We start from the raw sequence: 23669 nt of genomic DNA on the forward strand, positions 1-23669 counted from the left end.
CATGGGGTGGCAGGGGATGGCATCAGTCCAGGGACAGTCGCTCGTCGGCCACCAGGATGCCGTTGTTGTCGGCGTACAGCCACTGTCCCGGCGAGAGGGTCACGCCGGCGAAGCTGACCGGGATGTCCCGCTGGCCTTCGCCGTGTTTCTCGCTCTTGCGCGGGTGGGCGGCCAGGGCCTGGATGCCGAGTTCGGTCTCGGCCAGTTCATCGACGTCGCGCACGCAGCCGTACATCAGGATGCCGGCCCAGCCGTTGCCGGCGGCCTGCTCGGCCAGGCGATCGCCGAGCATGGCGCAGCGGGTGGAGCCGCCGCCGTCGACCACCAGCACGGCGCCGTCTCCCGGCTCGTTGACGGCCTGGCGAACCAGGGAATTGTCCTCGAAGCACTTGACGGTGCGCACCGGGCCGAAGAAGGCCTCCAGGCCGCCGAAGTTGACGAACAGCGGCTCGAGCACGGCTACCTCGGGGTAGGCATCGCAGAGATCGGGAGTGACGATGGAAGTCATGTCGGGGTCCTTGCGGGAGAACGAAGAGGGAATCTCTTCGATCATGCCAGGCCGAGGCGTGGTGAATAAAGTCGGCCATGGTCGCAGGGGCTGCGAACCGGCCCGCGAACGAAAAAAAGCGCCCCGCCAGGGCGGGGCGCTTCGGTCGTCGACGGCCCGCCGGGCGGCGGGCCTACGATGTTGCGAGCATCGGTGACGATGGCGGTGGTCAGGCTTCCTGAGCCACCGGGATCACGTTCGAGGCGGCTTTCTGGAACTCCTCGATCTCGTGGAAGTTCATGTAACGATAGATCTCGCCGGCCATGGCGTCGAACTCGCCCATGTAGCGACGGTACTCGTCGACGCTCGGCAGGCGGCCTTCCACCGCGGCCACGGCGGCAAGCTCCGCGGACGCCAGGAAGACGTCGGCGCCGTCGCCCAGGCGGTTGGGGAAGTTACGCGTGGAGGTGGAGACCACGGTGCTCTTGGCGGCGACGCGCGCCTGGTTGCCCATGCACAGCGAGCAGCCGGGCATTTCCATGCGCGCGCCGGCACGGCCGTAGATGCCGTAGTAGCCTTCCTCGGTCAGCTGGTGCTGGTCCATCTTGGTCGGCGGTGCCAGCCACAGCTTGGTCTTCAGGCTGCCCGCGGGCTGCTTCTCGAGCAGCTTGCCGGCGGCGCGGAAGTGGCCGATGTTGGTCATGCACGAGCCGATGAACACCTCGTCGATGGACTGGCCGGCCACTTCGGAGAGCAGGCGGGCGTCGTCCGGGTCGTTCGGGGCGCACAGCACCGGCTCGGCCAGCTGGTCGAGGTCGATCTCGATGACTTCGGCGTACTCGGCGTCCTTGTCGGCGCGCATCAGGCTCGGGTTCTCGAGCCACTCTTCCATGCCCTGGATGCGGCGCTCGATGGTGCGCCGGTCGCCGTAGCCGTTGGCGATCATCCACTTGAGCAGGGTGATGTTGGACGTCAGGTACTCGGCCACCGAGTCCTCGCCCAGAGTGATGGTGCAGCCGGCCGCGGAGCGCTCGGCGGAGGCGTCGGAGAGCTCGAAGGCCTGTTCGACGGTGAGGTCCTCGAGGCCCTCGATCTCGAGTACGCGGCCGGAGAAGGCGTTCTTCTTGCCGGACTTCTCGACGGTCAGCAGGCCCTGCTGGATGGCGTAGTAGGGAATGGCGTGAACCAGGTCGCGCAGGGTGACGCCGGGCTGACGCTGGCCCTTGAAGCGCACCAGCACGGATTCCGGCATGTCCAGCGGCATCACGCCGGTGGCGGCGGCGAAGGCCACCAGGCCGGAGCCCGCCGGGAAGGAGATGCCCATCGGGAAGCGGGTGTGGGAGTCGCCGCCGGTGCCCACGGTGTCGGGCAGCAGCATGCGGTTCAGCCAGCTGTGGATGATGCCGTCGCCCGGGCGCAGCGAGACGCCGCCGCGGTTCATGATGAAGTCGGGCAGGGTGTGGTGGGTCTCCACGTCGACCGGCTTCGGATAGGCGCTGGTGTGGCAGAACGACTGCATCACCAGGTCGGCCTGGAAGCCCAGGCAGGCCAGGTCCTTGAGCTCGTCGCGGGTCATCGGCCCAGTGGTGTCCTGGGAGCCCACGGTGGTCATCTTCGGCTCGCAGTACATGCCCGGGCGCACGCCGTCCATGCCGCAGGCCTTGCCGACCATCTTCTGGGCCAGGGTGAAGCCCTTGCCGGTGTCGGCCGGCTGCTCGGACAGGCGGAAGACGTCGGACGGGGCCAGGCCCAGGGATTCGCGGGCCTTGGCGGTCAGGCCACGGCCGATGATCAGCGGGATGCGGCCGCCGGCGCGGGCCTCGTCGAGCAGCAGCTGGGTCTTGAGTTCGAAGGTGGTCAGCACCTCGTCGGTGCCGTGCTTGCAGACCTTGCCTTCGTACGGGTAGACGTCGATGACGTCGCCCATCTCGAGCTTCTCGACGTCCATCTCGACGGGCAGGGCGCCGGAATCTTCCATGGTGTTGAAGAAGATCGGGGCGATCTTGCCGCCGAAGCAGAAGCCGCCGGCGCGCTTGTTCGGCACGTTGGGGATGTCGTCGCCGAAGAACCACAGCACGGAGTTGGTGGCGGACTTGCGCGAGGAGCCGGTGCCGACCACGTCGCCGACGTAGACGACCTGGTGGCCCTTGGCCTTCACTTCCTCGATCTGCTTGAGCGGACCGGTGACGCCCGGCTCTTCCGGCTCGATGCCGTCGCGCGGGTTCTTGAGCATGGCGTTGGCATGCAGCGGGATGTCCGGGCGCGACCAGGCATCCGGGGCCGGGGAGAGGTCATCGGTGTTGGTCTCGCCGGGCACCTTGAACACGGTCAGGGTGATCTTGTCGGCCAGTGCCGGCTTGGACAGGAACCACTCGGCCTCGGCCCAGGACTGGATGACGTCCTTGGCCACGGCGTTGCCTGCCTTGGCGCGCTCTTCCACGTCGTGGAAGGCGTCGAACATCAGCAGGGTGTGCTTGAGCTGCTCGCCCACTTCCTTGGCCAGCGCGTCGTCGTCCAGCAGCTCGACCAGCGAGGCGATGTTGTAGCCGCCCTGCATGGTGCCCAGCAGCTTGACGGCATGGACCTTGTCGATCAGCGGCGACTCGGCCTCGCCCTTGGCGATGGCGGTCAGGAAGCCGGCCTTGACGTAGGCGGCTTCGTCGACGCCCGGCGGCACGCGGTTGGTCAGCAGGTCGAGGATGGCCTCTTCCTCGCCGGCGGGCGGCGTCTTCAGCAGTTCGACCAGGGCAGCCGTCTGCTCGGCATTCAGCGGCTTCGGCGGAACGCCCGCCTGGGCACGCTCCTCGACATGTTGGCGATAGGCTTCAAGCACGTGGTGGCCCTCATTGGTTGGTGGTGGCCGAGCGCACTGCGCCACGATAGCGATATCGCAGCGCGGGCGTCGGCACGACGTGAACTAGCACGGTCAACGGTGGCGCTATTCTAGGAGAAACTGTCGACAATGTTAAGAAGCCCGGCCATGGCGGGCCTCGAACTTTGGTCGTCGGTATCGCTGGGGTGTCAGCGCGCGGGCGGCGCGTTACCATGGAAACTTGATGTCAACGGAGAGGAGCGACCGATGACGGGGCGCATCGCATCCCCCTGTGTAGGCCTGTGTTCGACGACGGTGGGCGATCGCGTCTGCCGCGGATGTCAGCGCGTCGACGATGAGATTCGCGACTGGCCCGCGCTGGACGGTGAGACGCGTGAAGGCCGCATGGCCGAACTGGATGCCCTGCGCGAAGAGGCGGCCGGCCGCTTTCTGAGGGTGGTGGATGCCGCGGCCCTCGAGGCGCAGCTGGTACGCCACGGCATTCGCTTTCGCGCCGAGCAGCCGCCGCTGTCGCGAGCGGTGGAGCTGCTGCGCGTCGGCCGCGACCGTATACGCGACCTGTCACGCTACGGTCTGATGCCCCATGAACCGCTGGATGCCGCGACCCTGCACGCAGGGATCGCCGATGCGCTCATGGCGGCGGCGGAGCATCGTCGCCTCGATCTCGTCACCCTTTCCTGAACCCGAACCACCGGACTCCCCGATGACCGTGACCGCCGCCGACTGCACCCCAAACGACCTGCTGCCTGCCGGGCTGCTCGAGTTCCTGTATTGCGTCACTCCCGATGCCTGGATCGACGAGGCGCTCGCCAACCCCGAACTGCTGCTGATCGATCACGCCCAGTGCGAGAAGAAGGCCGCCTCCACGGCCATGAGCCTGCTTTACCGCTATGTGGATCAACCGCTGCTGCTGTCCAAGATGAGTCAGCTGGCCCGCGAGGAGCTGCTGCACTTCGAGCAGGTGGTCAAGCTGATGGAAGCGCGCGGCATCGCCTACCGGCACATCTCGGCCTCTCGCTATGCCGAGGGACTGCGACGCCATGTGCGCACTGAAGAACCGGGGCGGCTGGTCGATATCCTGATCGTGGGCGCCCTGATCGAAGCGAGAAGCTGCGAACGCTTCGCGCGTTTGATCCCGCACCTTGACGACGAGCTTGCCAAGTTCTACCGCGGTCTGGTTAAGTCGGAAGGGCGTCACTATGAGGACTACCTGATGCTGGCGAGAGACGCCGCCTCGGGCGCTATCGACGATCGGGTCGCCTTCCTCGCCGCGCGGGAAGCCGAACTGATCAGCATGCCGGACACGGCATTTCGTTTTCACAGCGGCGTCCCGGCCTGAAGCCGGGGCGACGCCCAGCTGGACCGATCAATCATGCGGGATGCTTCCGACGCCGTTACCCATGACGACCAGGACCGCCTGGCCCTCTTCGGTCACTTCTCGCTGACCTTGGGCGACGACGCCCTGACTCATTTCAGCTATGACAAGGTCAAGGCGCTGCTGGTGTACCTGCTGCTCCACGATCAGCCGGTCAACCGGGCGACCCTGGCCGAACTGCTGTGGCCCGACCAGGGACTCTCCTCGGGGCGCACCAATCTGCGTCATGCCCTGCATTGCCTGCGCCAGTCGCTGGGCGAGCAGGCCGAGGAGGTGCTGTCGGTGTCGCGTCAGACCATCGCCTTCCACCTGCCCGAGCGCTGGCGCTTCGACCTCCACGAACTGCAGTCCATGCTCGACGCGCCGGCCGAAGTGGCGACCCTGGAGGAGATCCTCGAGTGCTACCAGGGAGACCTGGTCGAGGAGCTGCAGCTGGCCGCCTGTGCCGAGTTCCAGCGCTGGCTGGTTCAGGTTCGCAACGAGTGGCGGCAGCGAGTGATCCGCTACGCGGAGGCGGTGCTCGAGCAGCACGATCCGCTTCCCGATGCGCTGCTGCAGGCGCTGGTCAGCCGTTTCTCGGGCTATGGGCCTTTTCACGAGCGGCTGGTGCGTCAGCTGGCCGAGCAGGGTCAGCTGGCGGCCGCTCACGAGCAGTACAACGCCTACCTGCAGCTGTTGGCATTGACGGGGCAGCAGCCCGATCCGGCCTTCCTGCAGCTGGCGCGCTATTGGTCCGACGGCAAGCCGGATACGGCCTCCGGACCCAGCGGGGCCTTTTCGCGCACGCTGGCCGCGGACAGCGCGCCGCTGCGCGAGGACGAGATCGAGCAGCGCCAGCTCTCGGTGATGGCGATCCGCCTGAGCCTCGAGGCCGACCTTTCTACTCGCGGCGAGTCGCGGGCCTGCCTGTCGCTGCAGATCGAGCTGATGCGCTGGCTCGAGCAGCAATGCCATCATCTCGGCGGCTTCTGGCTGCCGGGTGCCACCGGGGGCCTGGGGCTGGCCTGCTTCGGCACCCATGGCCCGGCCCACCAGCTGGCCGAGCTGGTGGCTCTCTACGAGCACTGTCGCCGGGTACTGCCCGAGGAGAGCGTGCGCCACTGGAGCGGGGAGGGCGAGCCGCCGCGCATCGCCCTGGCCGCCGGCCTCAACAGCGGTCGCGTGGTCTACCTGCCGGAGCGTCATCTGGTCGATCCGCTGGGGCAGGTCACACAAGGCGCGCTGGATCTGATGAGCGCCGCCCAGGGCAGCGAACTGGTGATCTCGCAGGATGCCAGCCAGCACATGCCGCCGGCCCTCGATCTTCAGCCGCGGCTGTCGTCGCGGTTGGTGGCCAGCGACGGCCGGGTGCGCCTGCGGGCGCTGGTGCTCGGGGCGAACGAGGGTGGCCGGGAAGCCCTGCCGCCCAGCCTGGTGGGCCGCGAGTCGGCGTTGCGGACCCTGCGCGATGCCCTGGCGCGGGCCGGCATCGGGCTGCGTCAGAGCGTGCTGGTACGCGGACCTTCCGGGCTCGGCAAGTCGGCGCTGCTGGTCGGTTTCCGCCAGCTGGAGCAGAGCCGCGAGGCCGCGATCTGCTGGCAGCCGACCACTCGACTGTCCGTTCAGGAACCCTATGGGGTGGCGCGTCAGCTGCTGCGTTGGCACCTGGGCGATGCCCTCGACGCCGAGTCGCTGGACGGTCTCGTCGCCGAGAACCTCGGCGATGAGCCGCGGCGGCTGCTGGAGGAAGCGCTGGGCGTTCGTGAACCGCGCGAGATCGCGGTGCTCGCCCAGAGCGGCGAGGCCGTCGAGCTGGTGGTGGGCCTGCTGCACCGGCTGATCGACCGGCTGACCGCCGAGCGGACCCTGGTGCTGATGATCGATGACCTGCAGTGGCTCGACGAGCCATCGTTCAAGGTGCTGGCCGGATTGCAGGCGCGGCTGCCGATCAACTGTCCCTTCCTGCTGGTGGCCAGCCATCACGGTCGTGAAGCGCTGCCTGCCAAGCTCGACTGGGACCAGCAGATCACCCTCGGGCGCCTCGATCCCATGCAGTCCTCGCGGCTGCTGACCCAACTTGCCCGGCGCTATCGATTGCACCTGAGCCCACGCCTGCGCAGCCAGATCATCGAGCGCTGCGACGGTGTGCCCCTCTATCTGCAGGAGATCTGCCGCCGGGTCGACATGGATCGCCGCGAGGGTCGCAGCGTCCAGCTCGACGAGCTGCCGCGCGGCCTGCTCGGCCTGCTGGCCAGCCGCATCGACCAGCTCGACGGCGACCGCGAAGTGGCCCACGTGGCCGCGGTGCTGGGGCGCCGCTTCCGGCTGGATTTCCTTGCCGAGTGCAGCGGCTGGGAGATGCCGCGGCTGACCTCGGCGCTGGAGCAGATGACGCGCCTGGAAATCATCGAGCCGGTGGAAGATGCCGAGGAAGGGCGCGAGTACCAGTTCACCCACCAGCTCCTGCAGGAAGCCGCCTACCTGTCCTGTCCCCGCGACGTGCGCGTGGCCCTGCATCGACAGGTGGTGGGGCTGATCGAGGAGCGCTTCCCGGTGTGGATCAGCCGCCATCCCGGCGATTTCGCCACCCACCTGCGGCGCAGCGGCCATTATGCCCGCGGCGCCCGCTACTTCGAGCTGGCCGCCCGCGAGGCGCTCAAGGTCAGCGCCAATCGCACGGCGCTCAAGATGGCCGACTTCGGGCTGGCCAGCCTGCGTCAGGTGGAGGGCCAGGCTGAGCGCGAGATCAGCCTGCACACGGTGCGTGGCCAAGCGGCCTTCGCCCTGGAGGGACACGGCTCGCCGACCGCCCATGAGAGCTTCGTGCGAGCCCGTGAGCTGATGAGCTGCGCCGACGAGGCGCCCGAGGAAAGCGAGGACCTGGAGCAGGCGTTCCTGGTCAAGTGGGGGCTCTGGGTGGGCTGCAGCCAGCGCAATGCCCACGCCGATGCCTTCCTGCTGGCGGCGCGGCTGGCCGATCTCGCCGAGCAGCTGGAAGATCCTCGCTATCGGCGACTCGCCGACTTCGCCAGGGCCAGCTGCGAGTACTGGGCAGGGCGCATCCAGCAGGCCTATGAGCACCTCGAGGAGATCGATCCGCTCAATTCGCCGATGATGATCGAATGGCTGCCGTTCTCCGACCATCCCCAGGTGGCCGCGGCCTGCTTCCAGGGGTGGGCGCTGTGCCTGCGGGGCGACTACCGCCGCGCCGAGCAGCAGGTGGAGTCGGCGATCCGCCTGGCCGAGCGCATCAACCATCCCGGCAGCCTGGCCATGGCGCTGATGTATGCCGCCGCCCTCTATCGCCAGGTCGGTCACGTGCACCTGGCCGCCCAGCGCGCCGAGCGTGCCTACGAGATCACCGGTACGCCGGACCTGCAGCTGTGGCAGGTGTCGGCGCGGGTCGTGCTCGGCTGGCAGCGGGCGCTGTCTGCCGACCGGGAAGGGCTGAAGCGTATCGACGCGGCGCTGGAGGAGCTGGTCGAGGTGACCGGTCGCGATCCTTACCAGCGGCCCTCGCTGTGGTGCGTGGACGCCTGCGTCTCGCTCGGCGAGCTGGCACGCGCCGAAGACTATCTCGACCAGTGCCTGCTGATCGCCCGGGAGCGGGCCACGCTGTTCGTACCGGAACTGGCGGTGCATCTGGCGAGAGTGCGCCATTGCCTCGGGCATCCTGCCGAGGAAGTGCGTGCGTTGACCGACCAGGCCCTGCAGCAGGCCCGTGACGATGGCAACCTGCATCAGCAGCTGTGCGCTCTGGAGGCCTGGCTGACCCTGGTCGATCCGGACGATGCCTCCGCCCGTGCGGCGTTCCGTGCGCTGCTCGGCGAGGTCAGCCACAGTGACGCCCCGGTGCTGGTGCGCTGGCGGACCCTGCTCGACAAGCGCCTGCCGCGTACCGCCGACCTGGAAGACTGAACGCCTTCCAGGTCCCTGCCGGCTCCCGCAGACCCCGCCTGATGGCAGGGAGCGCTGTGGGAGTCGTCTTCAGATGCGGGCCGATGCGGCGGCGATCCGCCGTGCGGCAGCGGCGGGAATGCCGTCAGGTCGCGACTTCCAGCGCGGCGATGCGTTCCAGCGCCTGGTCGCGGTGCTCGCCGCAGAGGTCGGCATCGTAGTCGAATCGGGCGCAGACCGCCGGCCGTTCGGGATGGCCGAACAGCCGGCACAGGTTGTGCTCGTCCAGCTGCACGCAGCGCACGCCGGCCGGCTTGCCCTCGGGCATGCCGGGGATCGGCGAGCTGATCGATGGCGCGATGCAGCAGGCGCCGCAGCCTGGGCGGCAGCCGCCATCGGTCGATTCCGTCATGGTCGTGCCTCTGCCAGGGCCCCCTTGTCGATACCCTCGAAGGCCTGGACGCGCGTGGTCCGGCCGGTCTCCCGAGCGATTTCTCCGGCCAGCCAGCCGGCGATGTGCTCCACCGTGGTGGGGGTCGGCATCACCACGCATCGGCTGCGGGGCAGCGTCAGCGCGAAGCGGCCCTGCTCGGCGGTGTAACGGCTGGTCAGCCGGCCCATGAAGGAGGCGTCCAGGCCATCCACGACGTCGGCTTCGTCCACCAGATAGCGGTCCGCCAGTCGTTCGGCCCATTCGGCCTCGAGCGCCGGGCGGCGCTCGCCGTTCTGCCAGACGTGCAGCCGCGAGCGGTGCCCGTGGGCGATGCGCTGGCAGTTGCCGTCGTGGCGCTTGAGGCCGTGGCTGTAAGTGTAATGGGCGCCATCGATCGCCTCGTCGGCGAGCCTCAGGCGGATCGCCTCGACCCGGGCCGGCGGCTGACGCGAGAGCTCCGCCGACAGGTGTTCGGCCAGTCTTTGCGGGGTGATGGCATCCCAGGGCAGCAGGGTAAAGGCCTGGCGTGGGCCGCGTACCTCGAACGGGTAGGGCGCCTCGGCGCGTAAGCACAGGCCCTCGGGGCAGTCCTGCACGCTGACCCCCGGCGCCTCGCTGGGCACCAGCAGGGTGTGATCGGGGCCCTGGTCGATCCGCGACTTGATCCACGGCTTGACCTCGCCGAAGTCGAACAGCATGCCGTCTTCGCCCAGCTCGCCGTCCAGTTCGGCGTCGACGCGCCAGCTGGCGCCGACCAGTCCCCGCTCGGGGCACCACAGCGAGGCGTCCAGGTGGGTGAGGCGGTTCACGAACAGCGTCATCAGTCGATCCCCGTGATCTTGTGGGTCTGCAGCGAGAGTCGCCACTGGGGATGACTCAGGCAGTAGGCCACGGTGTCGGCCGTGACATCGCCGCCGCCGACCGCGGTAGTATCCATCGGCTGCAGGAAGAAGTGGTGGAAGTCCAGGGTGGTGAAGCGCTCGGGCGGCGCATCGCTCTGCGGATAGACCAGCTTGAGCTCGTCGCCGGAGGTCTGGGCCAGCGCCGTCTCGCCCTTGGGGCTGACGCACAGCCAGTCGATGCCCGGCGGGGCAGGCAGGGTGCCATTGGTCTCCACGGCGACGTCGAAGCCGCGCTCGTGCATGGCGTCGATCAGCGACTCGTCGAGCTGCAGCAGCGGCTCGCCGCCGGTGAAGATCACCTGGGGCGTGGCGGTGCCCGGGGCGTCAGGCCACAGGGCGACCAGGTGGTCGGCCAGGGCCTCGGCCCCGTCGAAACGCCCGCCGTGCTGGCCATCGGTGCCGCGAATGTCGGTGTCGCAGAAGCGACAGGCCGCGGCCGCGCGGTCGGCCTCGCGCCCCGACCACAGGTTGCAGCCGCTGAAGCGGCAGAACACGCTGGCACGACCGGCCTGGCCGCCTTCACCCTGCAGCGAGTAGAAGGCTTCCTTGACGCTATACATGGCCGGCCTCTTCGTCAGCCGGCCGGTAGGCAATAGGATCCTCGATGCCGTTGGCGGCGAAGGCCTCCAGCCGCTCGCGACAGCTGCCGCAGCGTCCGCAGGCCAGGGCTTCGCCGCGGTAGCAGGTCCAGGTCCTGGCGTAGTCGAGCCCCATGGCCAGGCCCTCGGCGAGGATCTCGTTCTTTCCGGCGCGCAGGTAGGGCGCGTGCAGGGTGACCGGCTCGAAGTTGGCGATGCCGGCCACGGCGTTCATGGCTTCGACGAACTCGGGGCGGCAGTCCGGGTAGAGCACGTGGTCGCCGCCGTGGGCGCCGTAGTCGACCCGGTCGGCGCCGATGTTGACTGCCTTGGCGATGGCCAGCGACAGCAGGATCATGTTGCGGTTGGGAACCACGGTGTCCTTGAGGTTGTCCTCGGCGTAATCGGCGTCGGGCAGCTCGCGGCTGGCGTCGGTGAGTGCCGAGGCGTCGATCAGGCCATGGATGGCGGTGATATCGACCACCTGGTGGGGCACGCCGAGGTTGCGGCAGACCTCGCGGGCGACCTCGAGCTCGCGGGAATGGCGCTGGCCGTAGTCGAAGGACAAGGCGTGGACCTCGCGGCCCTCGCGCAGGGCGCGATGCAGCACGGTGTAGGAGTCCATGCCACCGGAGTAGATCACCACGGTGGCCGGTGCGGAAGATTGGGACATAGGTAACCTGTGGGTCGGAGAATTTGTCCGCCCGCCGCGCCTCGGGCGCGTCGGGACCATGGCCGGGGTCCGGTCCGGCAGGGCGCATAGTGTACTTGACCGATGGGACAGGCGGCAATCTCGCTACGGGCTACGGGCTACGGGCTACGGGCTACGGGCTACGGGCTACGGGCTACGGGCTACGGGCTACGGGCTGCGGGCTACGGGCTGCGGGTCTTACCTCTTCCCTCTTACTTCCTAGCCCTCGCTCTTTCCCCTCGCCATTCGGCCTATGCCGCCGAGGCTGCTATAATCCTCGCCCTTCGAAATCCTGCGCTCTGCGCGCCATCGTCCTGACAACGGTGATCTCCATGCAAGCCCCCGAACTGCTGTCGCCCGCCGGCACCTTCAAGAACATGCGCTACGCCTTCGCCTACGGCGCCGATGCGGTCTACGCCGGCCAGCCGCGCTACTCGCTGCGCGTGCGCAACAACGACTTCAAGATCGACAACCTGCACAAGGGCATCGCCTATGCCCACGAGCGGGGCAAGCAGTTCTACGTGGCTTCCAACATCGCGCCGCACAACAGCAAGCTGAAGACCTACCTGCGCGACATGGAGCCGGTGATCGAGGCCGGTCCCGATGCGCTGATCATGTCCGATCCCGGGCTGATCATGATGATCCGCGAGCGCTGGCCCGACCAGGTGATCCACCTGTCGGTTCAGTCGAACGTGGTCAACTACGCGGCGGCCAGGTTCTGGCAGCAGCAGGGCATCAGCCGGATCATCCTTTCCCGCGAGCTGTCGCTGGACGAGATCGCCCAGATCCGCGCCGAGTGCCCCGACCTCGAGATCGAGACCTTCGTGCACGGCGCGCTGTGCATCGCCTATTCCGGCCGCTGCCTGCTGTCCGGCTACTTCAACCATCGCGATCCCAACCAGGGCACCTGCACCAACGCCTGCCGCTGGAAGTACAACACCGTGGCCGCCGCCGAGGATGCCAGCGGCGACCTGGTGCCGGCGAACTCCGCCCGCGCCCATGACGCCAGCGGCATCTGGACCCCGGACCAGGGCGGCGGGATGATCGCCTCCGCCGGCGGCAGCGCCGAGCTGGGCGGCCAGACCGCCGGTGGCATGGAAGGCCAGGACGAGCTCTCGGCGCTGATCGAGGACCGTTCGCGGCCCGGCGAACTGATGCCGGTGTATGAGGATGAGCACGGCACCTACATCATGAACTCCAAGGACCTGCGTGCCGTGCAGCACGTGCCGCGGCTCGCCGAGATGGGCGTGACCTCGCTGAAGATCGAGGGTCGTACCAAGTCGCCCTACTATGTGGCGCGCACCGCCCAGGTCTATCGCCGGGCCATCGACGACGCCGTGGCGGGCCGCCCCTTCGACATGCGCCTGATGGACGAGCTCGAGAACCTGGCCAATCGCGGCTACACCGAGGGCTTCTATCGTCGCCACGTGCACGACGAATACCAGAACTACGAGCACGGCCATTCGGTCGGCGTGCATCAGCAGTTCGTCGGGGAGGTGCTGGGCTACGACCCGGATCGCGGCGTGCTGGAGATCGACGTCAAGAATCGTTTCGAGGTCGGTGACGGCATGGAGCTGATGCTGCCCGGGGGCAACCGGCGCTTCACCCTCGAGCACATCGAGAACAAGCGCGGCGAGTCGGTGGGTGTCGCACCCGGTTCGGGCCATGTGGTGCGGATCCCGGTGCCGGGCGAGGCCATCGCCCCGGAACGTATCGAGTACGCCTTGCTGATGCGTGACCTGGGCTAGCGTGACGAACCCATGCTCGAGGCTGGACAGGGACCGGGGCCGTCGGGGAAGCTGACACGGCAGCCGTGGCTGCCCCGAGGCCCCCAGCACAAGGAACCGGCATGGCCACCATCGAACATCGCGCTACCCTCGAGGCGCCCCCCGAGCGCGTCTTCGCCTTGCTCGAACGGGTCGAGGACTTCGTGGACTACTCGGACCTGATCGAGTCCATCGAGCCGCTCGGCGACGGGCGATACCGCTGGCACGTGCATGCGGTACGCATGGACTGGACCTTCGAGGTGGAGATCACCGAGTGCCGTCCTCCCGAGGTGCTGGCCTGGGAGTCGCGCAGCGGCGTCAAGAACCGCGGTCGCTACCTTCTGACGCCGGTGCCGGAGGGCACGGAAGTGGCGCTGACCCTTGAGTACGAGATCAAGAACCGTCTGGTGGAGAAGGCCGTCAATCGGGCGGTGACGCCGCTGGTCAACCGGGTCAGCCAGCAGATACTGGATCGCGTGGCTGCGCGGCTGTAGCGAACCGGAAGCGAGAACGCCGCCCATGGGGGCGGCGTTCGCGTTTGGCGGCCTTTTTCCAGGCATCGCCTGGTCAGCCTTTGCGCAGCGAGGCATCCAGATGATCGACTACTTCGGCCCAGTCGGCATCGGCTTCGATCGCTTCGCGCAGGAACTCGGCCTGTCCCTCGTTCCAGCAGGGCGCGTCGGGTAGCTCGATGTCCTCGGGGAGCGGAGCATGGCGCTCGATGAAGCGCTGGATGGCCGCCGGGTCCGAGGCCAGGCCGAGCTGTTCGAAGAGTTCGGTGAAGGGATGATCGGGATGTTCCATGGCGAGAACCTGTGTGATCGGACGTGTGTCTCCACTCTAGCCTGCCGCCGGGCCGATGTGGCGATGGCGCTGTCGTGGTGCGTTCAACGCTCGGCCGCCCGCGTGGTTCAAGGGGCCGCGCGCTCGCCGACCAGCGGCGTGAGGAAGCGTCGTCGCCGCTCGTCCTCTCTCAGCGGCTGGGCCAGCAGGTGGACCAGCTTGGTGGCCGCGGCTTCGGGCGTCATGTCGTCGCCGGCCAGCACGCCGGCATCGGCCAGCGGCCGACCGGCGGCATAGTGGCCGATCGTCACGGCGCCGACGGGACACTGGCTGATGGCGGCGAGCAGCTTGCCCTCACCGCAGGCCTGGGCCAGCACGCCGGCCAGGTCCGGATCGTCCGGGAGGTTGCCGCCGCCCCAGACCTCCAGCAGCGCGCCCTTGACCCGCTCGTCCAGCAGCCAGGCCTCGAGCTGCCAGGCGGCGAGCCCGGGCCAGAGGACGATTCGCGGCACGGCGCCCGCGGCGAGCGGCGCGTAGTCGGGCAGTTCGAAGCGCGGTGCGCCGCGCTGTTGGCGTTCGAGGCCGCGTCCGGGGTAGAGCACGGGGTCGTCGTCGACCCACTCGCCGAGCGTCGGATGGTTGGGGCTGGCGAAGGCGTCCGCGGCCTGGGTCTGCCACTTGCGGCAGCGCACGCCTCTCAACAGGCGGCCGGCGAAGCACACTGCGACTTCCTGCAGCCGTGGGTCGGCGGCGAAGCGTAATGCCGACTCGAGGTTGCCCAGGGCGTCGCTGTTCGGGGCCTCCAGCGGTTGCATGGCGCCGGTGAGAACCACCGGACGGTCCAGCCCCTGCAGCTGGTAGGCAAGGCTGGCCGCGGTCCAGGCCAGGGTATCGGTGCCGTGGATCACCACGATGCCGGCGACGTCGGCGTAGTGCTCGGCGATCAGTCGAGCCAGCCCTTGCCAGTCGCGCGGTGTGGCGGCGCTGGAGTCGATGGGCGTCGGCGTGGCGATGACGCGGAAGTGGGGCAAGTTCGCCAGGCGAGACGGAGGCAGGGTGGCCAGGGCGCGGCGCAGGCGATCCTCGATGTCGTGACTCGGGATCAGGCCGTCGGGACTCTCCACCATGCCCAGGGTGCCGCCGGTGTAGATCACCAGCAGCGATGATGCGGAAGACGTCATGTGGGCTCCGGGCAAGAGGGATGACGTCATGATACGGCGTGCATGCCGGCATGCAAGGAGGCTCGCCGGCATGCCGTCTAGGCCTAGCGGACCACCAGTCGACCGGCCTCATCGTTGATCAGGCGACGGTTGCGCCCGGCCAGCAGGGCGAAGGCCATCGCCGCCGCCACCACGGCCAGCAGGGCCAGCGTGATACCGGTCAGTCCGAGTTCCAGGTCGAGCATCACGCCGATGCCCAGCGGGCCCAGCGAGGCCAGGGCATAGCCGCCGCCCTGGACCATGCCCGACAGCTTGCCGGCCAGGCGGGCGTCGGCGGTGCGCAGCACGATCAGCGACAGCGCCAGGCTGAAGCCGCCGCCCTGGCCCAGCCCCAGCAGCACCACGCCGGCCCAGCGCCACTCGGCGGGTCCCTGCAGCAGGACCCAGAAGCCCGCGCCGATCAGGCTCAGCACCAGGATCAGCGCCGGGCGCTGGTCGCGACCCAGGCGCGCCAGCCAGGGCGCGGCGAGCGCGGAGCCGAGTTGTACCATTACCGATACGCCCATCAGCCAGCCGGCCTCGGCCTCGCCATAGCCGCGTTCCACCAGCAGGGTGGGCAGCCAGCCGAAGACGATATAGGCCAGCGATGACTGGCAGCCCATATACAGGGTCACCTGCCAGGCCAGCGGCTGCGTCAGCAGCGCCCGGGTGTTGCCGCTGCGTGGAGGCGCCGGCGGTCGCTGCGCCGGCGTGGGCATCAGCGCTTGCCAGGCGATCAGACCCAGCGCCGCCAGCGCAGCCCAGCTGGTCAGGGCGACGGGCCAGCCGCCTAGTACGCCGGCCAGTGGGATGCTGAGCCCTGCCCCCAGCGCGCCTCCCAGGCACAGTGCCATGGTGTAGACGCCGGTCATCACGTCGGCACTGGCGGGAAGTTCGCGCTTGACCAGCGCCGGCAACAGGGTGCCGGCGACCCCGATGCCGGCCCCCACCAGCAGGGTGCCGGCGAACAGCCAGGCGGGCGTTGCCAGGCCGCGCAGGCCGAGGCCCAGGGCCAGCACCAGCAGCGCCAGCGACAGGGTCCGCTCGGGGCCGACGCGACGCGACAGCCAGGGGGCCAGAGGGGCGAAGAGCCCCAGGCACAGCACCGGCAGGGTGGTCAGGGCACCGATGGCCAGCAGCGGCATGCCGGTGTCGGCTTCGATGCGAGGCAGCAGCGGGGCCAGCGATGACAGTGCGGGCCGCAGGTTGAGCCCGACCAGGACCATCAAGGCGATGAAGACGACGGGATGCGCTGCGCCATCGCGGCGCACGTCGAGGCTAGGAGTCGTCATGCCGTTGCTCCGGGTCACGGGCGTCGCGGCGCCAGCGCGCGGCGAACTCGGCTTCTCCCTCGAGCTCGTCGGCGGCGCCGAAGCGTGGATCGCCCGTCGACGGGGCGTCCTCGGCGCAGGCGCGGCGGCGGATGCCGCTGACGTCCTCGCTGCTGACCAGGTCGAGGGGGCCCAGGGTCGTCGGCTCAGCCACCAGGCGACCCTCGTAGGTCCAGCAGCGTTGGGGCACCTGGGCGACGCGCCATGAATGTCCTCGCCACTCGGCGTGTCCACTGGCCCCGAGGCTAAGCTCGCCATGCGGTACCAGTGCCGCGAACAGTCGGGCGTTGAGCACCACGCCGTTGTCGGTCATTTCCACCGCGCCCCGGTAGTCGCCACGCCGCAGGGCCGACATGGTGGCCTGCGTGTCCCGCCTGTCCGCCGGCGTGATGCGGCCTTCGCCGCACAGGTGAAGCAGGTCGGGATCGACCTGCTTGATCACCCAGAGGCGAATCGGGGGCTTGCCGAACAGCTTCTTCAACATGGTTCAGCTCATATGTCGACGCAGATCGCCCCGCACGCTGTCGATCAGGGTGATGAAGTGGCTGTCGCCAGAGGCATCGACGCGGTCGACCCGAGCGACGCTGGCCAGGCCGCGATCGACCAGCAGCTGGTCGAAGATTTCCAGCGTCATCGATTCGGCCTGGGCATCGGCGGGGGCCTGAGCGCCAGTGGTCAGCGTGAAGCTGGGCAGCAGGGTGCCGCGAACCCGGGTGGCGCCGCCCTCGGCGATCACCCGGCGCACGAACAGCCATCCCTCGCAGGCAAGCGAGTGGCCGTCGTCGTGCTGGCGCAGGAACAGGGTGCGATAGCAGGCGCCCTGGGCGGCGGCCTTCTCGGCCATGCTGCGATAGGCCTCGGTGGTGCGCTGCGCCGAGACGCCGGCGGATTCCAGCTGCTGCCAGGCCGCCCGGTGTTCGCGGTCGAGGCGTGCCTGATGCTGGAAGCGTAGCCAGCGGTGGTAGTCGTGAATCAGCTCTCGAGATTCCATGGCGTTCCCTTGCTCGTGGTGGGGAGTGTCTCCCGGCTACATTCGCATTTGCAGATATTATTCGCCAGACCGGCGACGCCCGCGGCCGCCGCGGCGGCGACGACGCCCCGGGGACTGGCCATCGCGTTCGCCGGCAGCGGCCTGCTGGCGGGGCGGCGTGTTGCTTCGCCCGCGCCCGCCGCGCCCGCGGCCATTTTCGATGGGCTCGGGCTTGGCGTTGGGATCGGGCTCGAAGCCGGGCTCAACGTGCTTGACCAGCTCACGCTTCATGAGTTTCTCGATGTTGCCGAGCAGGCCATGCTCGTCGACGCACACCAGCGATACCGCCTGGCCGTCGTGCCCGGCACGGCCGGTGCGGCCGATACGGTGCACGTAGTCTTCGGCCACGTTGGGCAGCTCGAAGTTGACCACATGGGGCAGCTCGTCGATGTCGAGGCCGCGGGCGGCGATGTCGGTGGCCACCAGCACCTGCAGATCGCCGGACTTGAAGGCGGACAGTGCCCGGGTGCGGGCCGACTGGCTCTTGTTGCCGTGGATCGCCATGGCCGAGATGTCGCGCTTGTCGAGATGCTCGGCCAGGCGGTTGGCGCCGTGCTTGGTTCGAGTGAAGACCAGCACCTGGAACCATTGCCGGCTGCTGATCAGGTGGGCGAGCAGCTCGCGCTTGCGCTCGCGGTCGACCCGGTAGATGGCCTGGTCCACGGTCTCGGCCGGCGTGTTGCGTCGTGCCACCTCGATCAGTGTCGGTTCATCGAGCAGCTTGTTGGCCAGCGCCTGGATCTCCCGGGAGAAGGTCGCCGAGAACAGCAGGTTCTGGCGGGCCTCGGGCAGCAGCTTGAGCACCTTGCGGATATCGTGGATGAAGCCCATGTCGAGCATGCGGTCGGCCTCGTCCAGCACCAGGATCTCCACGCCGGAGAGATCGACGTGCCCCTGCTGCTGAAGGTCGAGCAGGCGGCCCGGGGTGGCTATCAGGATATCCAGCCCGGGGCGGATGGCGTCCACCTGGGGCTGCTGGCCGACGCCGCCGAAGATCACGTGCGAGGTCAGCGGCAGGTGGCGACCGTAGTCGCGCACGCTCTCGCCCACCTGGGCGGCCAGCTCGCGGGTCGGGGTCAGCACCAGGGCGCGTACGCCGCGCTTGGCCGGTCGCCGGCCGTCCTTGAGGCGCTGCAGCATGGGCAGGGTGAAGCCGGCGGTCTTGCCGGTGCCGGTCTGGGCGCTGCCCAGCAGGTCACCGCCCTCGAGGACGGCGGGAATGGCCTGGCGCTGGATGGGGGTCGGGGTGGTGTAGCCCTGGGCGTCGATGGCGCGCAGCAGTTCGGGGCACAGGCCGAGGTCGGAAAAGGTCATGCGGTCTCCGCGGCGACGTCTCGCCCGGCCTCCGCCAGGAATGGTCGGGGCGAGGCGAGACGTGGGAATGGGGTAAGTCGCGGCGGCGGGGCGGCCGCGAGTGCCGCGCATTATGCCACAGCAGCGCTCGCAGCGCAGCCGACGCGAGCGCCGCTGTGGCTTCGCCGGGGGGAGCTAGTCGGCGCGGCGTTCGGCGCGCCTGACCGCCGCGGCAATCGAGGCGGCGACGTCATCCCAACTGTGCCCCAGGGCGCGTACCAGGGCAGGATAGCCGTCGCTGGCAAGCGGCGTGGCGACGCGAAACGCTGCGGTGTCCAGCAGCGTCTGGTCGGCGGCGAGCAGCTGCCAGCGTCCGGCGGCCACCGCCCGGCCGTCGGGCCGACCCTGGAAGCGTTCCACCGTCACCCGCAGTTGCAGGGGACCGGCCTGTGCGCCGGTCTCGCTGTCAAGCAGCACCCGGGTGTCGGGCAGCGCAGCGGCCAGGCGGTCGCGCAGGCCGCGCTCGAGCTGTCGACCCAGCGGCTCGGCCCAGCGGTGACCGCTGGCCTCGCGCAGGGTGATGTCGTCGAGCTGGACGATGATGCCTTCCGCGTCCAGGAACGGTGCCAGGCGCAGCGGGCGCAGCACCAGCACGTGGCTGGCCTCGGCGCCGGCGACGTCCGCGGCGGCGGCTTCCGGCAGGGCGTAGCGGGTCGCCGGCGTGCCGCCCAGGGCACAGCCGGTGAGCCACAGCAGCAGCATGAGGGAAAGCGGGGCACGCAGGGCGGTCATGGCGAAGTCCTTTCCGTCGGGGCTCTGGGTACGGGATCGCTGGCGTCCAGGCTGTCGAACAGCAGGGCGCCGGGAGTGTCGCCGAGACGGCGGGCCGTCGGCTGGAGATCGCGCAGCAGCCGCTCGAGCTGATCGAGGGTCTCTGTCAGGTCGCGGTAGGCCGGGGCGCCGGGCGAGACGCCTTCGAGGGTGTCTCGCAGCGTGGACAAGGTGGCGTTGAGCTCGCCCGGCAAGGCCCGGGTTTCGGGGTCGTCTAGCAGCGTCTGGACGCCTGCGGTGAGCTGGCGGACCTGCTCCAGGGTAGCCTCGGAGGTGGCAAGGTTGCGCTGCAGGCCGGAGAGGATGGGCTCGAGCTCCAGGTCATTGAGCTTGTCGAGCAGGGCGGTGACCTGGGCCTGGATCTGGGCCAGCCCCCCGGAGGTGGTGGGGAACACGGGCCGCTCGGCGAAGGTCTCGGCCTGGTAGTCGTCGGCGCGCTGCGGGTCCAGCCCGAGGTCGACGAACAGCGCCCCGGTCAGCAGGTTGCCGCTCTTCAGCGAGGCGCGCAGGCCACGCCGGAACAGCCGTTCGAAGCGGGCGCGCCAGGCCTCGAGATCCAGCGTCTGGCTGTCGATGCCGAGGCGCTGGGGCTCGATGCGGATCAGCACCGGAATCGCCAGCCGTGCATCGCGGTCGGGCTGGGGAGCGGTGAAGTTCCATGGCACGCTGGCCACGGTGCCGACCCGCACGCCGCGGAACTCGACCGGAGCGCCGCGGGACAGGCCGCGCACCGTATCCTCGATCAACAGCACGTACTCCAGGTAGCGGTCGAAGGTGCCCTGGCGGGCGCTGTCTTCGTCGGCGTAGAGGGTGAAGGTGGTGTCGGGTTCGGCGGTGACGCCGCGGGGCAGGTCTTCGGGCACGCCGAAGGTGACGCCGCCGCTGAACATCGCTTCCAGCGACTCGAGCTTGACGCGCACGCCCTCGGAGTCCAGCCGCAGGTCGACGCCGCTGGTGGTCCAGAAGCGCGTGTTCTCGGTGACCAGTCGGTGGTAGGGGCTCTCGATGAAGATGCGGTGATGCATGCGTCGGGTCTCGACGTCGAAGTCGGCTTCTTCGACGCGTCCCACCGTGAAGCCCTGGTAGGTGACCGGGTCGCCGACGCTGAGCGAATTACCCACCTGGCTGAGCAGGTTGATGCGCAGACCCTCTGCGCCGGGCGGCGCCACCGGGGGCTGTTCGCTGACCGCGAACTCGCGCGCCTCCTCCTCGCTCTTGCCGGGCTCGAGCTGCAGGTAGGCGCCCGACAGCACGGTGTTGAGGCCGCTGATGCCCTCGCGACCGATGCGCGGCTTGACCACCCAGAAGGTACTGTCTTCGACCAGCATCGGTGCGGCCTCGGGTTTCATGCGGGCGGTGATCACCACCTGGGAGAGGTCTTCCGAGAGATTGACCGATTCCACTTGGCCGATCTCCACGTTGCGGGTCTTGATCAGGGTGCTGCCGGCCTCGATGCCGTCGGCGCTCTGCATGGTCAGGGTGATCAGCGGACCACGCCCGAGGTAGCTGTCATAGACCAGCCAGGCGCCGATCAGCAGCGCCACGATCGGCACGATCCAGATCGGTGATAACGGTGCCTGGCGGGTGGCCCGGGCGCGGTGCTCGTCCTCTGGCGCAGCGTCGCGGGGGGTATCGTTCATGCGGTAGCTTCCTCGTCCGCGGTGGAGTCAGGGTCCGGGCCATCCCAGATCAGTCGGGGGTCGAAGGTCATGGCAGCGAGCATGGTCAGCACCACCACGCTGCCGAAGGCCAGGGCCGCGGGGCCGGGTTCGACCGCCATCAGATTGCCGGCGCGGATCAGCGCCACCAGGATGGCGACCACGAAGATGTCGACCATCGACCAGCGGCCGATGAATTCGGTCAGTCGGTACAGCCGGGTGCGCACCGGCGCCCTGAGTTCGTGGGCGCGCGGGGCCACCAGGCACAGCCAGGCCAGCGCCATCAGCTTGCCCAGCGGCACGATGACGCTGGCGACCAGGATGACCAGGGCCACCGGCCAGGAGCCCATCTCGATCAACTCGACGATGCCACCGACGATGGTGTTGGGGCTAGCTCGCCCCAGGCTGACGGTGGTCATGATCGGGTAGACGTTGGCGGGCACGTACAGGACCGCGGCGGCGGCGAGCAGCGCCCAGGTACGCTGCAGGCTGTGGGGGCGCCGGGCATGCAGCGGCTCGCCGCAGCGTTGGCAGTTGCCATGTCCCTTGTCATCGAGCCGGTTGACCAGGCCGCAGGTATGGCAGCCGGTGAGGCCCTGGGGCGCGGCGGTACGGCCGGTCTGGCTGCCCTCCGGGGCGGGAGGCTCCCCGGCCAGGGCGAACCACAGCCAGTCGCGGTCCACCGACTGGGTGGTGGCGAGCAGCAGCACGGCGAAGGCGCCGAAGGCCCAGAAGGAGGGCCCCAGCTCGACATGGGCCAGGCCGGCGATCTTGATCAGGCTGACCAGGGTGCCGATCAGGAAGACGTCGGCCATCATCCAGGGCTCCAGATGGGTCAGCGCACGGGTCAGGCTGCGGCCCCCCGCGGGTGGCGATCCGCGCAGCAGCCCGATCTGCAGCCACGCCACGCCGAGCAGGTAGAGGGCCGGGAGTACCAGGGTGGTCAGCAACACGGCGATGGCCACCACGGGTTCGTGGTGGCCGATCAGGTCGGTGGCGGTCTGGGTTAGTTCGATGCGATTGCCGACGCCGCGCACGCTGAAACCAAGAAAGGGGAACGCCACCGCCATGGCCAGCGTGGCCAGGGCCGCCAGGGCCAGGGCCAGGCTGCGCTGGGCCGGATAGCGGTGGCGGCGCACCTCGGCATGGCCGCAGCGCGGGCATACCGCCTGCTCACCAGAGTGCAGGGGTGGCAGCGCCATCAGCCAATCGCACTCGTGGCAGGCCCGCAGGCGACGACGGGTACTCCGTGTCTCCGGCGGGGCACGGTCGACGTAGGGAGCCTGGGTGGGCAGGGTGAGATGGCGAAAGGCCGGCCTTGGCACGGCGATGGCGTCCTCCTGACGATCAACGGCATTGTCTGAAGTGTGTCACGTTGACGCGGGGGGCACCATAGTCAACCATGCGTGCCTCAATGTTCTGATGGAGACACCATGATGCTTCCCGCCCTGGCGGTGGTGGCAGGTCTGATCCTGCTGGTCTGGAGCGCCGAGCGCTTCGTCGACGGTGCGGCGGCGACGTCTGCGCGACTCGGTCTTTCCCCCTTGTTGATCGGCATGCTGGTCATTGGCTTCGGCACCTCAGCGCCGGAGCTGGTGGTCTCGGCCATCGCCGCCAGCCAGGGCAATCCCGGGCTGGCGCTGGGCAACGCCTACGGCTCGAACATCGCCAACATCGGCATGATCCTGGGCCTGGTGGCGCTGATCTCGCCGCTGGCGGTGCATTCCAGCGTGATCCGCCGCGAACTGCCGGTGCTGGGTGGGGCGACGCTGCTGTCGGCAGTGCTGATGATCGGCGGCATGATCGGCCGGTTGGAGGGCGTACTGCTGCTGGTCGTGCTGGCGGCCTTCATGGTCTATAGCGTCGTCCAGGGGCTGCGCGACGGCAGCGACCCGCTGTCGTCCGACACCGAGACCGACCTGGCCTCTCACCCCATGTCGCTCAAGGTCGCCCTGGCCTGGACGGCGCTTGGGCTGGTGCTGCTGGTGGCAAGCTCCAGGCTGCTGGTGTGGGGGGCGGTGTCCATCGCCCAGAGCCTGGGCGTCAGTGACCTGGTGATCGGCCTGACCGTGGTGGCGGTAGGCACCTCGCTGCCCGAACTGGCGTCTTCGGTCAGTGCCCTGCGCCGGCGCGAGCATGACCTGGTGCTGGGCAACGTGGTGGGGTCGAACCTGTTCAACACCCTGGGCGTGGTGGGGCTCGCCGCGGTGATCGCGCCCATCGAGGCCGGCCGTGAAGTGCTGCTGCGCGACTGGAGCCTGATGACCGCGATGACGGTCATGATGGTGGTCTTCGCCATGGGCTGGCGTGGCCGTCCGGGGCGCATCAACCGCGTCGAGGGCGGTGCCCTGCTGGCCATGTACGTCGCCTATCTCGGTTTCATGGTCCACCTGGTGGTGACCGGCGCCCCGACGGCCTGAGGAGGCGCTGCGACAACGCGACACAGACGGCGGATCGACCGGGGCGCGCTATGATGGCCTCGGCTGCTTGCCTCGGTCGGAAGGGTATCGGCTAGGCTGATGCAGGCAAGGGAAGAATGCGGCTGGGGTGACCGTGCCTCGTCGACAAGAGCACGTTAGTGCCGACGCATTCAGATCATCGAT

At 69.0% G+C, this 23669-nt stretch carries 21 protein-coding genes; 6 read left to right on the forward strand and 15 right to left on the reverse strand.

Annotated elements, in window-relative coordinates:
• Positions 1–22: 22 nt before the first annotated feature.
• Together rraA and acnB are read right to left on the reverse strand one after the other, a co-directional pair.
• A complete protein-coding gene (gene rraA / locus FHR96_RS07575) occupies positions 23–508 on the reverse strand; it encodes a ribonuclease E activity regulator RraA (RefSeq protein WP_183387062.1) in 486 nt (161 codons plus the stop codon).
• Between the two features lie 208 nt (positions 509–716).
• Entirely contained in the window at positions 717–3320 is a 2604-nt protein-coding gene (gene acnB / locus FHR96_RS07580; RefSeq protein ID WP_183387063.1) for a bifunctional aconitate hydratase 2/2-methylisocitrate dehydratase, read from the reverse strand.
• Positions 3321–3566: 246 nt separating this feature from the next.
• On the opposite strand from acnB, the gene FHR96_RS07585 reads away from it, so the two are divergent.
• Genes FHR96_RS07585 through FHR96_RS07595 form a run of 3 tightly spaced genes read left to right on the forward strand, consistent with a single transcriptional unit; the run spans position 3567 to position 8592 of the window.
• Entirely contained in the window at positions 3567–4001 is a 435-nt protein-coding gene (locus tag FHR96_RS07585) for a DUF1289 domain-containing protein (protein ID WP_183387064.1), read from the forward strand.
• Positions 4002–4023: 22 nt separating this feature from the next.
• A complete protein-coding gene (locus tag FHR96_RS07590) occupies positions 4024–4659 on the forward strand; it encodes a MiaE family protein (RefSeq protein WP_183387065.1) in 636 nt (211 codons plus the stop codon).
• Positions 4660–4692: 33 nt separating this feature from the next.
• Positions 4693–8592, forward strand: a complete 3900-nt coding sequence (locus tag FHR96_RS07595; RefSeq protein ID WP_183387066.1) for an ATP-binding protein — start codon at positions 4693–4695, stop codon at positions 8590–8592.
• A 124-nt stretch (positions 8593–8716) separates the two neighbouring features.
• Here the strand turns inward: FHR96_RS07595 and FHR96_RS07600 are convergent, their stop codons facing one another.
• Genes FHR96_RS07600 through queC form a run of 4 tightly spaced genes read right to left on the reverse strand, consistent with a single transcriptional unit; the run spans position 8717 to position 11157 of the window.
• Positions 8717–8983 (reverse strand): YkgJ family cysteine cluster protein, encoded by a 267-nt coding sequence (locus FHR96_RS07600; protein WP_183387067.1) that lies wholly within the window; start codon positions 8981–8983, stop codon positions 8717–8719.
• Positions 8980–9825, reverse strand: a complete 846-nt coding sequence (locus FHR96_RS07605) for a 6-carboxytetrahydropterin synthase (RefSeq protein ID WP_183387068.1) — start codon at positions 9823–9825, stop codon at positions 8980–8982. Before FHR96_RS07605 ends, FHR96_RS07600 begins: the two co-directional genes overlap by 4 nt.
• Complete coding sequence (gene queE, locus FHR96_RS07610; RefSeq protein ID WP_183387069.1) at positions 9825–10466, reverse strand: 7-carboxy-7-deazaguanine synthase; 642 nt, start codon at positions 10464–10466, stop codon at positions 9825–9827. Before queE ends, FHR96_RS07605 begins: the two co-directional genes overlap by 1 nt.
• Entirely contained in the window at positions 10459–11157 is a 699-nt protein-coding gene (gene queC / locus FHR96_RS07615) for a 7-cyano-7-deazaguanine synthase QueC (RefSeq protein WP_183387070.1), read from the reverse strand. Before queC ends, queE begins: the two co-directional genes overlap by 8 nt.
• Positions 11158–11507: 350 nt before the next feature.
• Here queC and trhP point away from each other — a divergent pair, with 350 nt between their 5' ends.
• Positions 11508–12923 carry a prephenate-dependent tRNA uridine(34) hydroxylase TrhP gene (trhP, locus tag FHR96_RS07620; protein WP_183387071.1) on the forward strand — a complete coding sequence of 472 codons (1416 nt, stop codon included), beginning with the start codon at positions 11508–11510 and terminating at the stop codon, positions 12921–12923.
• 101 nt (positions 12924–13024) lie between these two features.
• Positions 13025–13435, forward strand: coding sequence for an SRPBCC family protein (locus tag FHR96_RS07625; protein ID WP_183387072.1), 411 nt, complete (start codon positions 13025–13027; stop codon positions 13433–13435).
• A gap of 73 nt (positions 13436–13508) precedes the next feature.
• Here the strand turns inward: FHR96_RS07625 and FHR96_RS07630 are convergent, their stop codons facing one another.
• The 9 genes from FHR96_RS07630 to FHR96_RS07670 all read right to left on the reverse strand — a co-directional run bounded on the left by FHR96_RS07630 (position 13509) and on the right by FHR96_RS07670 (position 22391).
• Positions 13509–13745, reverse strand: coding sequence for a DUF2789 domain-containing protein (locus FHR96_RS07630; RefSeq protein ID WP_183387073.1), 237 nt, complete (start codon positions 13743–13745; stop codon positions 13509–13511).
• Between the two features lie 107 nt (positions 13746–13852).
• Positions 13853–14905, reverse strand: coding sequence for an asparaginase (locus FHR96_RS07635; protein WP_183387074.1), 1053 nt, complete (start codon positions 14903–14905; stop codon positions 13853–13855).
• An 83-nt stretch (positions 14906–14988) separates the two neighbouring features.
• Complete coding sequence (locus tag FHR96_RS07640) at positions 14989–16215, reverse strand: MFS transporter (RefSeq protein ID WP_183387075.1); 1227 nt, start codon at positions 16213–16215, stop codon at positions 14989–14991.
• Positions 16202–16738 carry a hypothetical protein gene (locus tag FHR96_RS07645; protein ID WP_183387076.1) on the reverse strand — a complete coding sequence of 179 codons (537 nt, stop codon included), beginning with the start codon at positions 16736–16738 and terminating at the stop codon, positions 16202–16204. Before FHR96_RS07645 ends, FHR96_RS07640 begins: the two co-directional genes overlap by 14 nt.
• Positions 16739–16741: 3 nt before the next feature.
• On the reverse strand, positions 16742–17245 hold the full coding sequence (locus FHR96_RS07650; RefSeq protein WP_183387077.1) for a hypothetical protein: 504 nt from the start codon (positions 17243–17245) through the stop codon (positions 16742–16744).
• Positions 17246–17302: 57 nt separating this feature from the next.
• The gene (locus tag FHR96_RS07655) at positions 17303–18598 is read right to left on the reverse strand and encodes a DEAD/DEAH box helicase (protein ID WP_183387078.1); all 1296 of its coding nucleotides are present in this window, start codon (positions 18596–18598) and stop codon (positions 17303–17305) included.
• A gap of 174 nt (positions 18599–18772) precedes the next feature.
• On the reverse strand, positions 18773–19369 hold the full coding sequence (locus tag FHR96_RS07660) for a PqiC family protein (RefSeq protein WP_183387079.1): 597 nt from the start codon (positions 19367–19369) through the stop codon (positions 18773–18775).
• Positions 19366–21048: an intermembrane transport protein PqiB gene (gene pqiB / locus FHR96_RS07665; protein ID WP_183387080.1), complete on the reverse strand. Its 1683-nt coding sequence runs from the start codon at positions 21046–21048 to the stop codon at positions 19366–19368. The genes FHR96_RS07660 and pqiB overlap by 4 nt, the downstream gene beginning before the upstream one ends.
• Entirely contained in the window at positions 21045–22391 is a 1347-nt protein-coding gene (locus FHR96_RS07670) for a PqiA/YebS family transporter subunit (RefSeq protein WP_183387081.1), read from the reverse strand. Before FHR96_RS07670 ends, pqiB begins: the two co-directional genes overlap by 4 nt.
• Before the next feature lie 108 nt (positions 22392–22499).
• Here FHR96_RS07670 and FHR96_RS07675 point away from each other — a divergent pair, with 108 nt between their 5' ends.
• A complete protein-coding gene (locus tag FHR96_RS07675) occupies positions 22500–23486 on the forward strand; it encodes a calcium/sodium antiporter (RefSeq protein ID WP_183387082.1) in 987 nt (328 codons plus the stop codon).
• Positions 23487–23669: the final 183 nt, after the last annotated feature.

The sequence above is a fragment of the Halomonas organivorans genome, from assembly GCF_014192055.1.
Lineage (GTDB): Bacteria > Pseudomonadota > Gammaproteobacteria > Pseudomonadales > Halomonadaceae > Halomonas > Halomonas organivorans.

Coding starts and splice junctions, on each gene's coding strand:
- rraA (WP_183387062.1), bottom strand. CDS start 508: ATGACTTCCATCGTCACTCCCGATCTCTGCGATGCCTACCCCGAGGTA.
- FHR96_RS07585 (WP_183387064.1), top strand. CDS start 3,567: ATGACGGGGCGCATCGCATCCCCCTGTGTAGGCCTGTGTTCGACGACG.
- FHR96_RS07590 (WP_183387065.1), top strand. CDS start 4,024: ATGACCGTGACCGCCGCCGACTGCACCCCAAACGACCTGCTGCCTGCC.
- FHR96_RS07595 (WP_183387066.1), top strand. CDS start 4,693: ATGCGGGATGCTTCCGACGCCGTTACCCATGACGACCAGGACCGCCTG.
- FHR96_RS07600 (WP_183387067.1), bottom strand. CDS start 8,983: ATGACGGAATCGACCGATGGCGGCTGCCGCCCAGGCTGCGGCGCCTGC.
- FHR96_RS07605 (WP_183387068.1), bottom strand. CDS start 9,825: ATGACGCTGTTCGTGAACCGCCTCACCCACCTGGACGCCTCGCTGTGG.
- queE (WP_183387069.1), bottom strand. CDS start 10,466: ATGTATAGCGTCAAGGAAGCCTTCTACTCGCTGCAGGGTGAAGGCGGC.
- queC (WP_183387070.1), bottom strand. CDS start 11,157: ATGTCCCAATCTTCCGCACCGGCCACCGTGGTGATCTACTCCGGTGGC.
- trhP (WP_183387071.1), top strand. CDS start 11,508: ATGCAAGCCCCCGAACTGCTGTCGCCCGCCGGCACCTTCAAGAACATG.
- FHR96_RS07625 (WP_183387072.1), top strand. CDS start 13,025: ATGGCCACCATCGAACATCGCGCTACCCTCGAGGCGCCCCCCGAGCGC.
- FHR96_RS07630 (WP_183387073.1), bottom strand. CDS start 13,745: ATGGAACATCCCGATCATCCCTTCACCGAACTCTTCGAACAGCTCGGC.
- FHR96_RS07635 (WP_183387074.1), bottom strand. CDS start 14,905: ATGACGTCTTCCGCATCATCGCTGCTGGTGATCTACACCGGCGGCACC.
- FHR96_RS07640 (WP_183387075.1), bottom strand. CDS start 16,215: ATGACGACTCCTAGCCTCGACGTGCGCCGCGATGGCGCAGCGCATCCC.
- FHR96_RS07645 (WP_183387076.1), bottom strand. CDS start 16,738: ATGTTGAAGAAGCTGTTCGGCAAGCCCCCGATTCGCCTCTGGGTGATC.
- FHR96_RS07650 (WP_183387077.1), bottom strand. CDS start 17,245: ATGGAATCTCGAGAGCTGATTCACGACTACCACCGCTGGCTACGCTTC.
- FHR96_RS07655 (WP_183387078.1), bottom strand. CDS start 18,598: ATGACCTTTTCCGACCTCGGCCTGTGCCCCGAACTGCTGCGCGCCATC.
- FHR96_RS07660 (WP_183387079.1), bottom strand. CDS start 19,369: ATGACCGCCCTGCGTGCCCCGCTTTCCCTCATGCTGCTGCTGTGGCTC.
- pqiB (WP_183387080.1), bottom strand. CDS start 21,048: ATGAACGATACCCCCCGCGACGCTGCGCCAGAGGACGAGCACCGCGCC.
- FHR96_RS07675 (WP_183387082.1), top strand. CDS start 22,500: ATGATGCTTCCCGCCCTGGCGGTGGTGGCAGGTCTGATCCTGCTGGTC.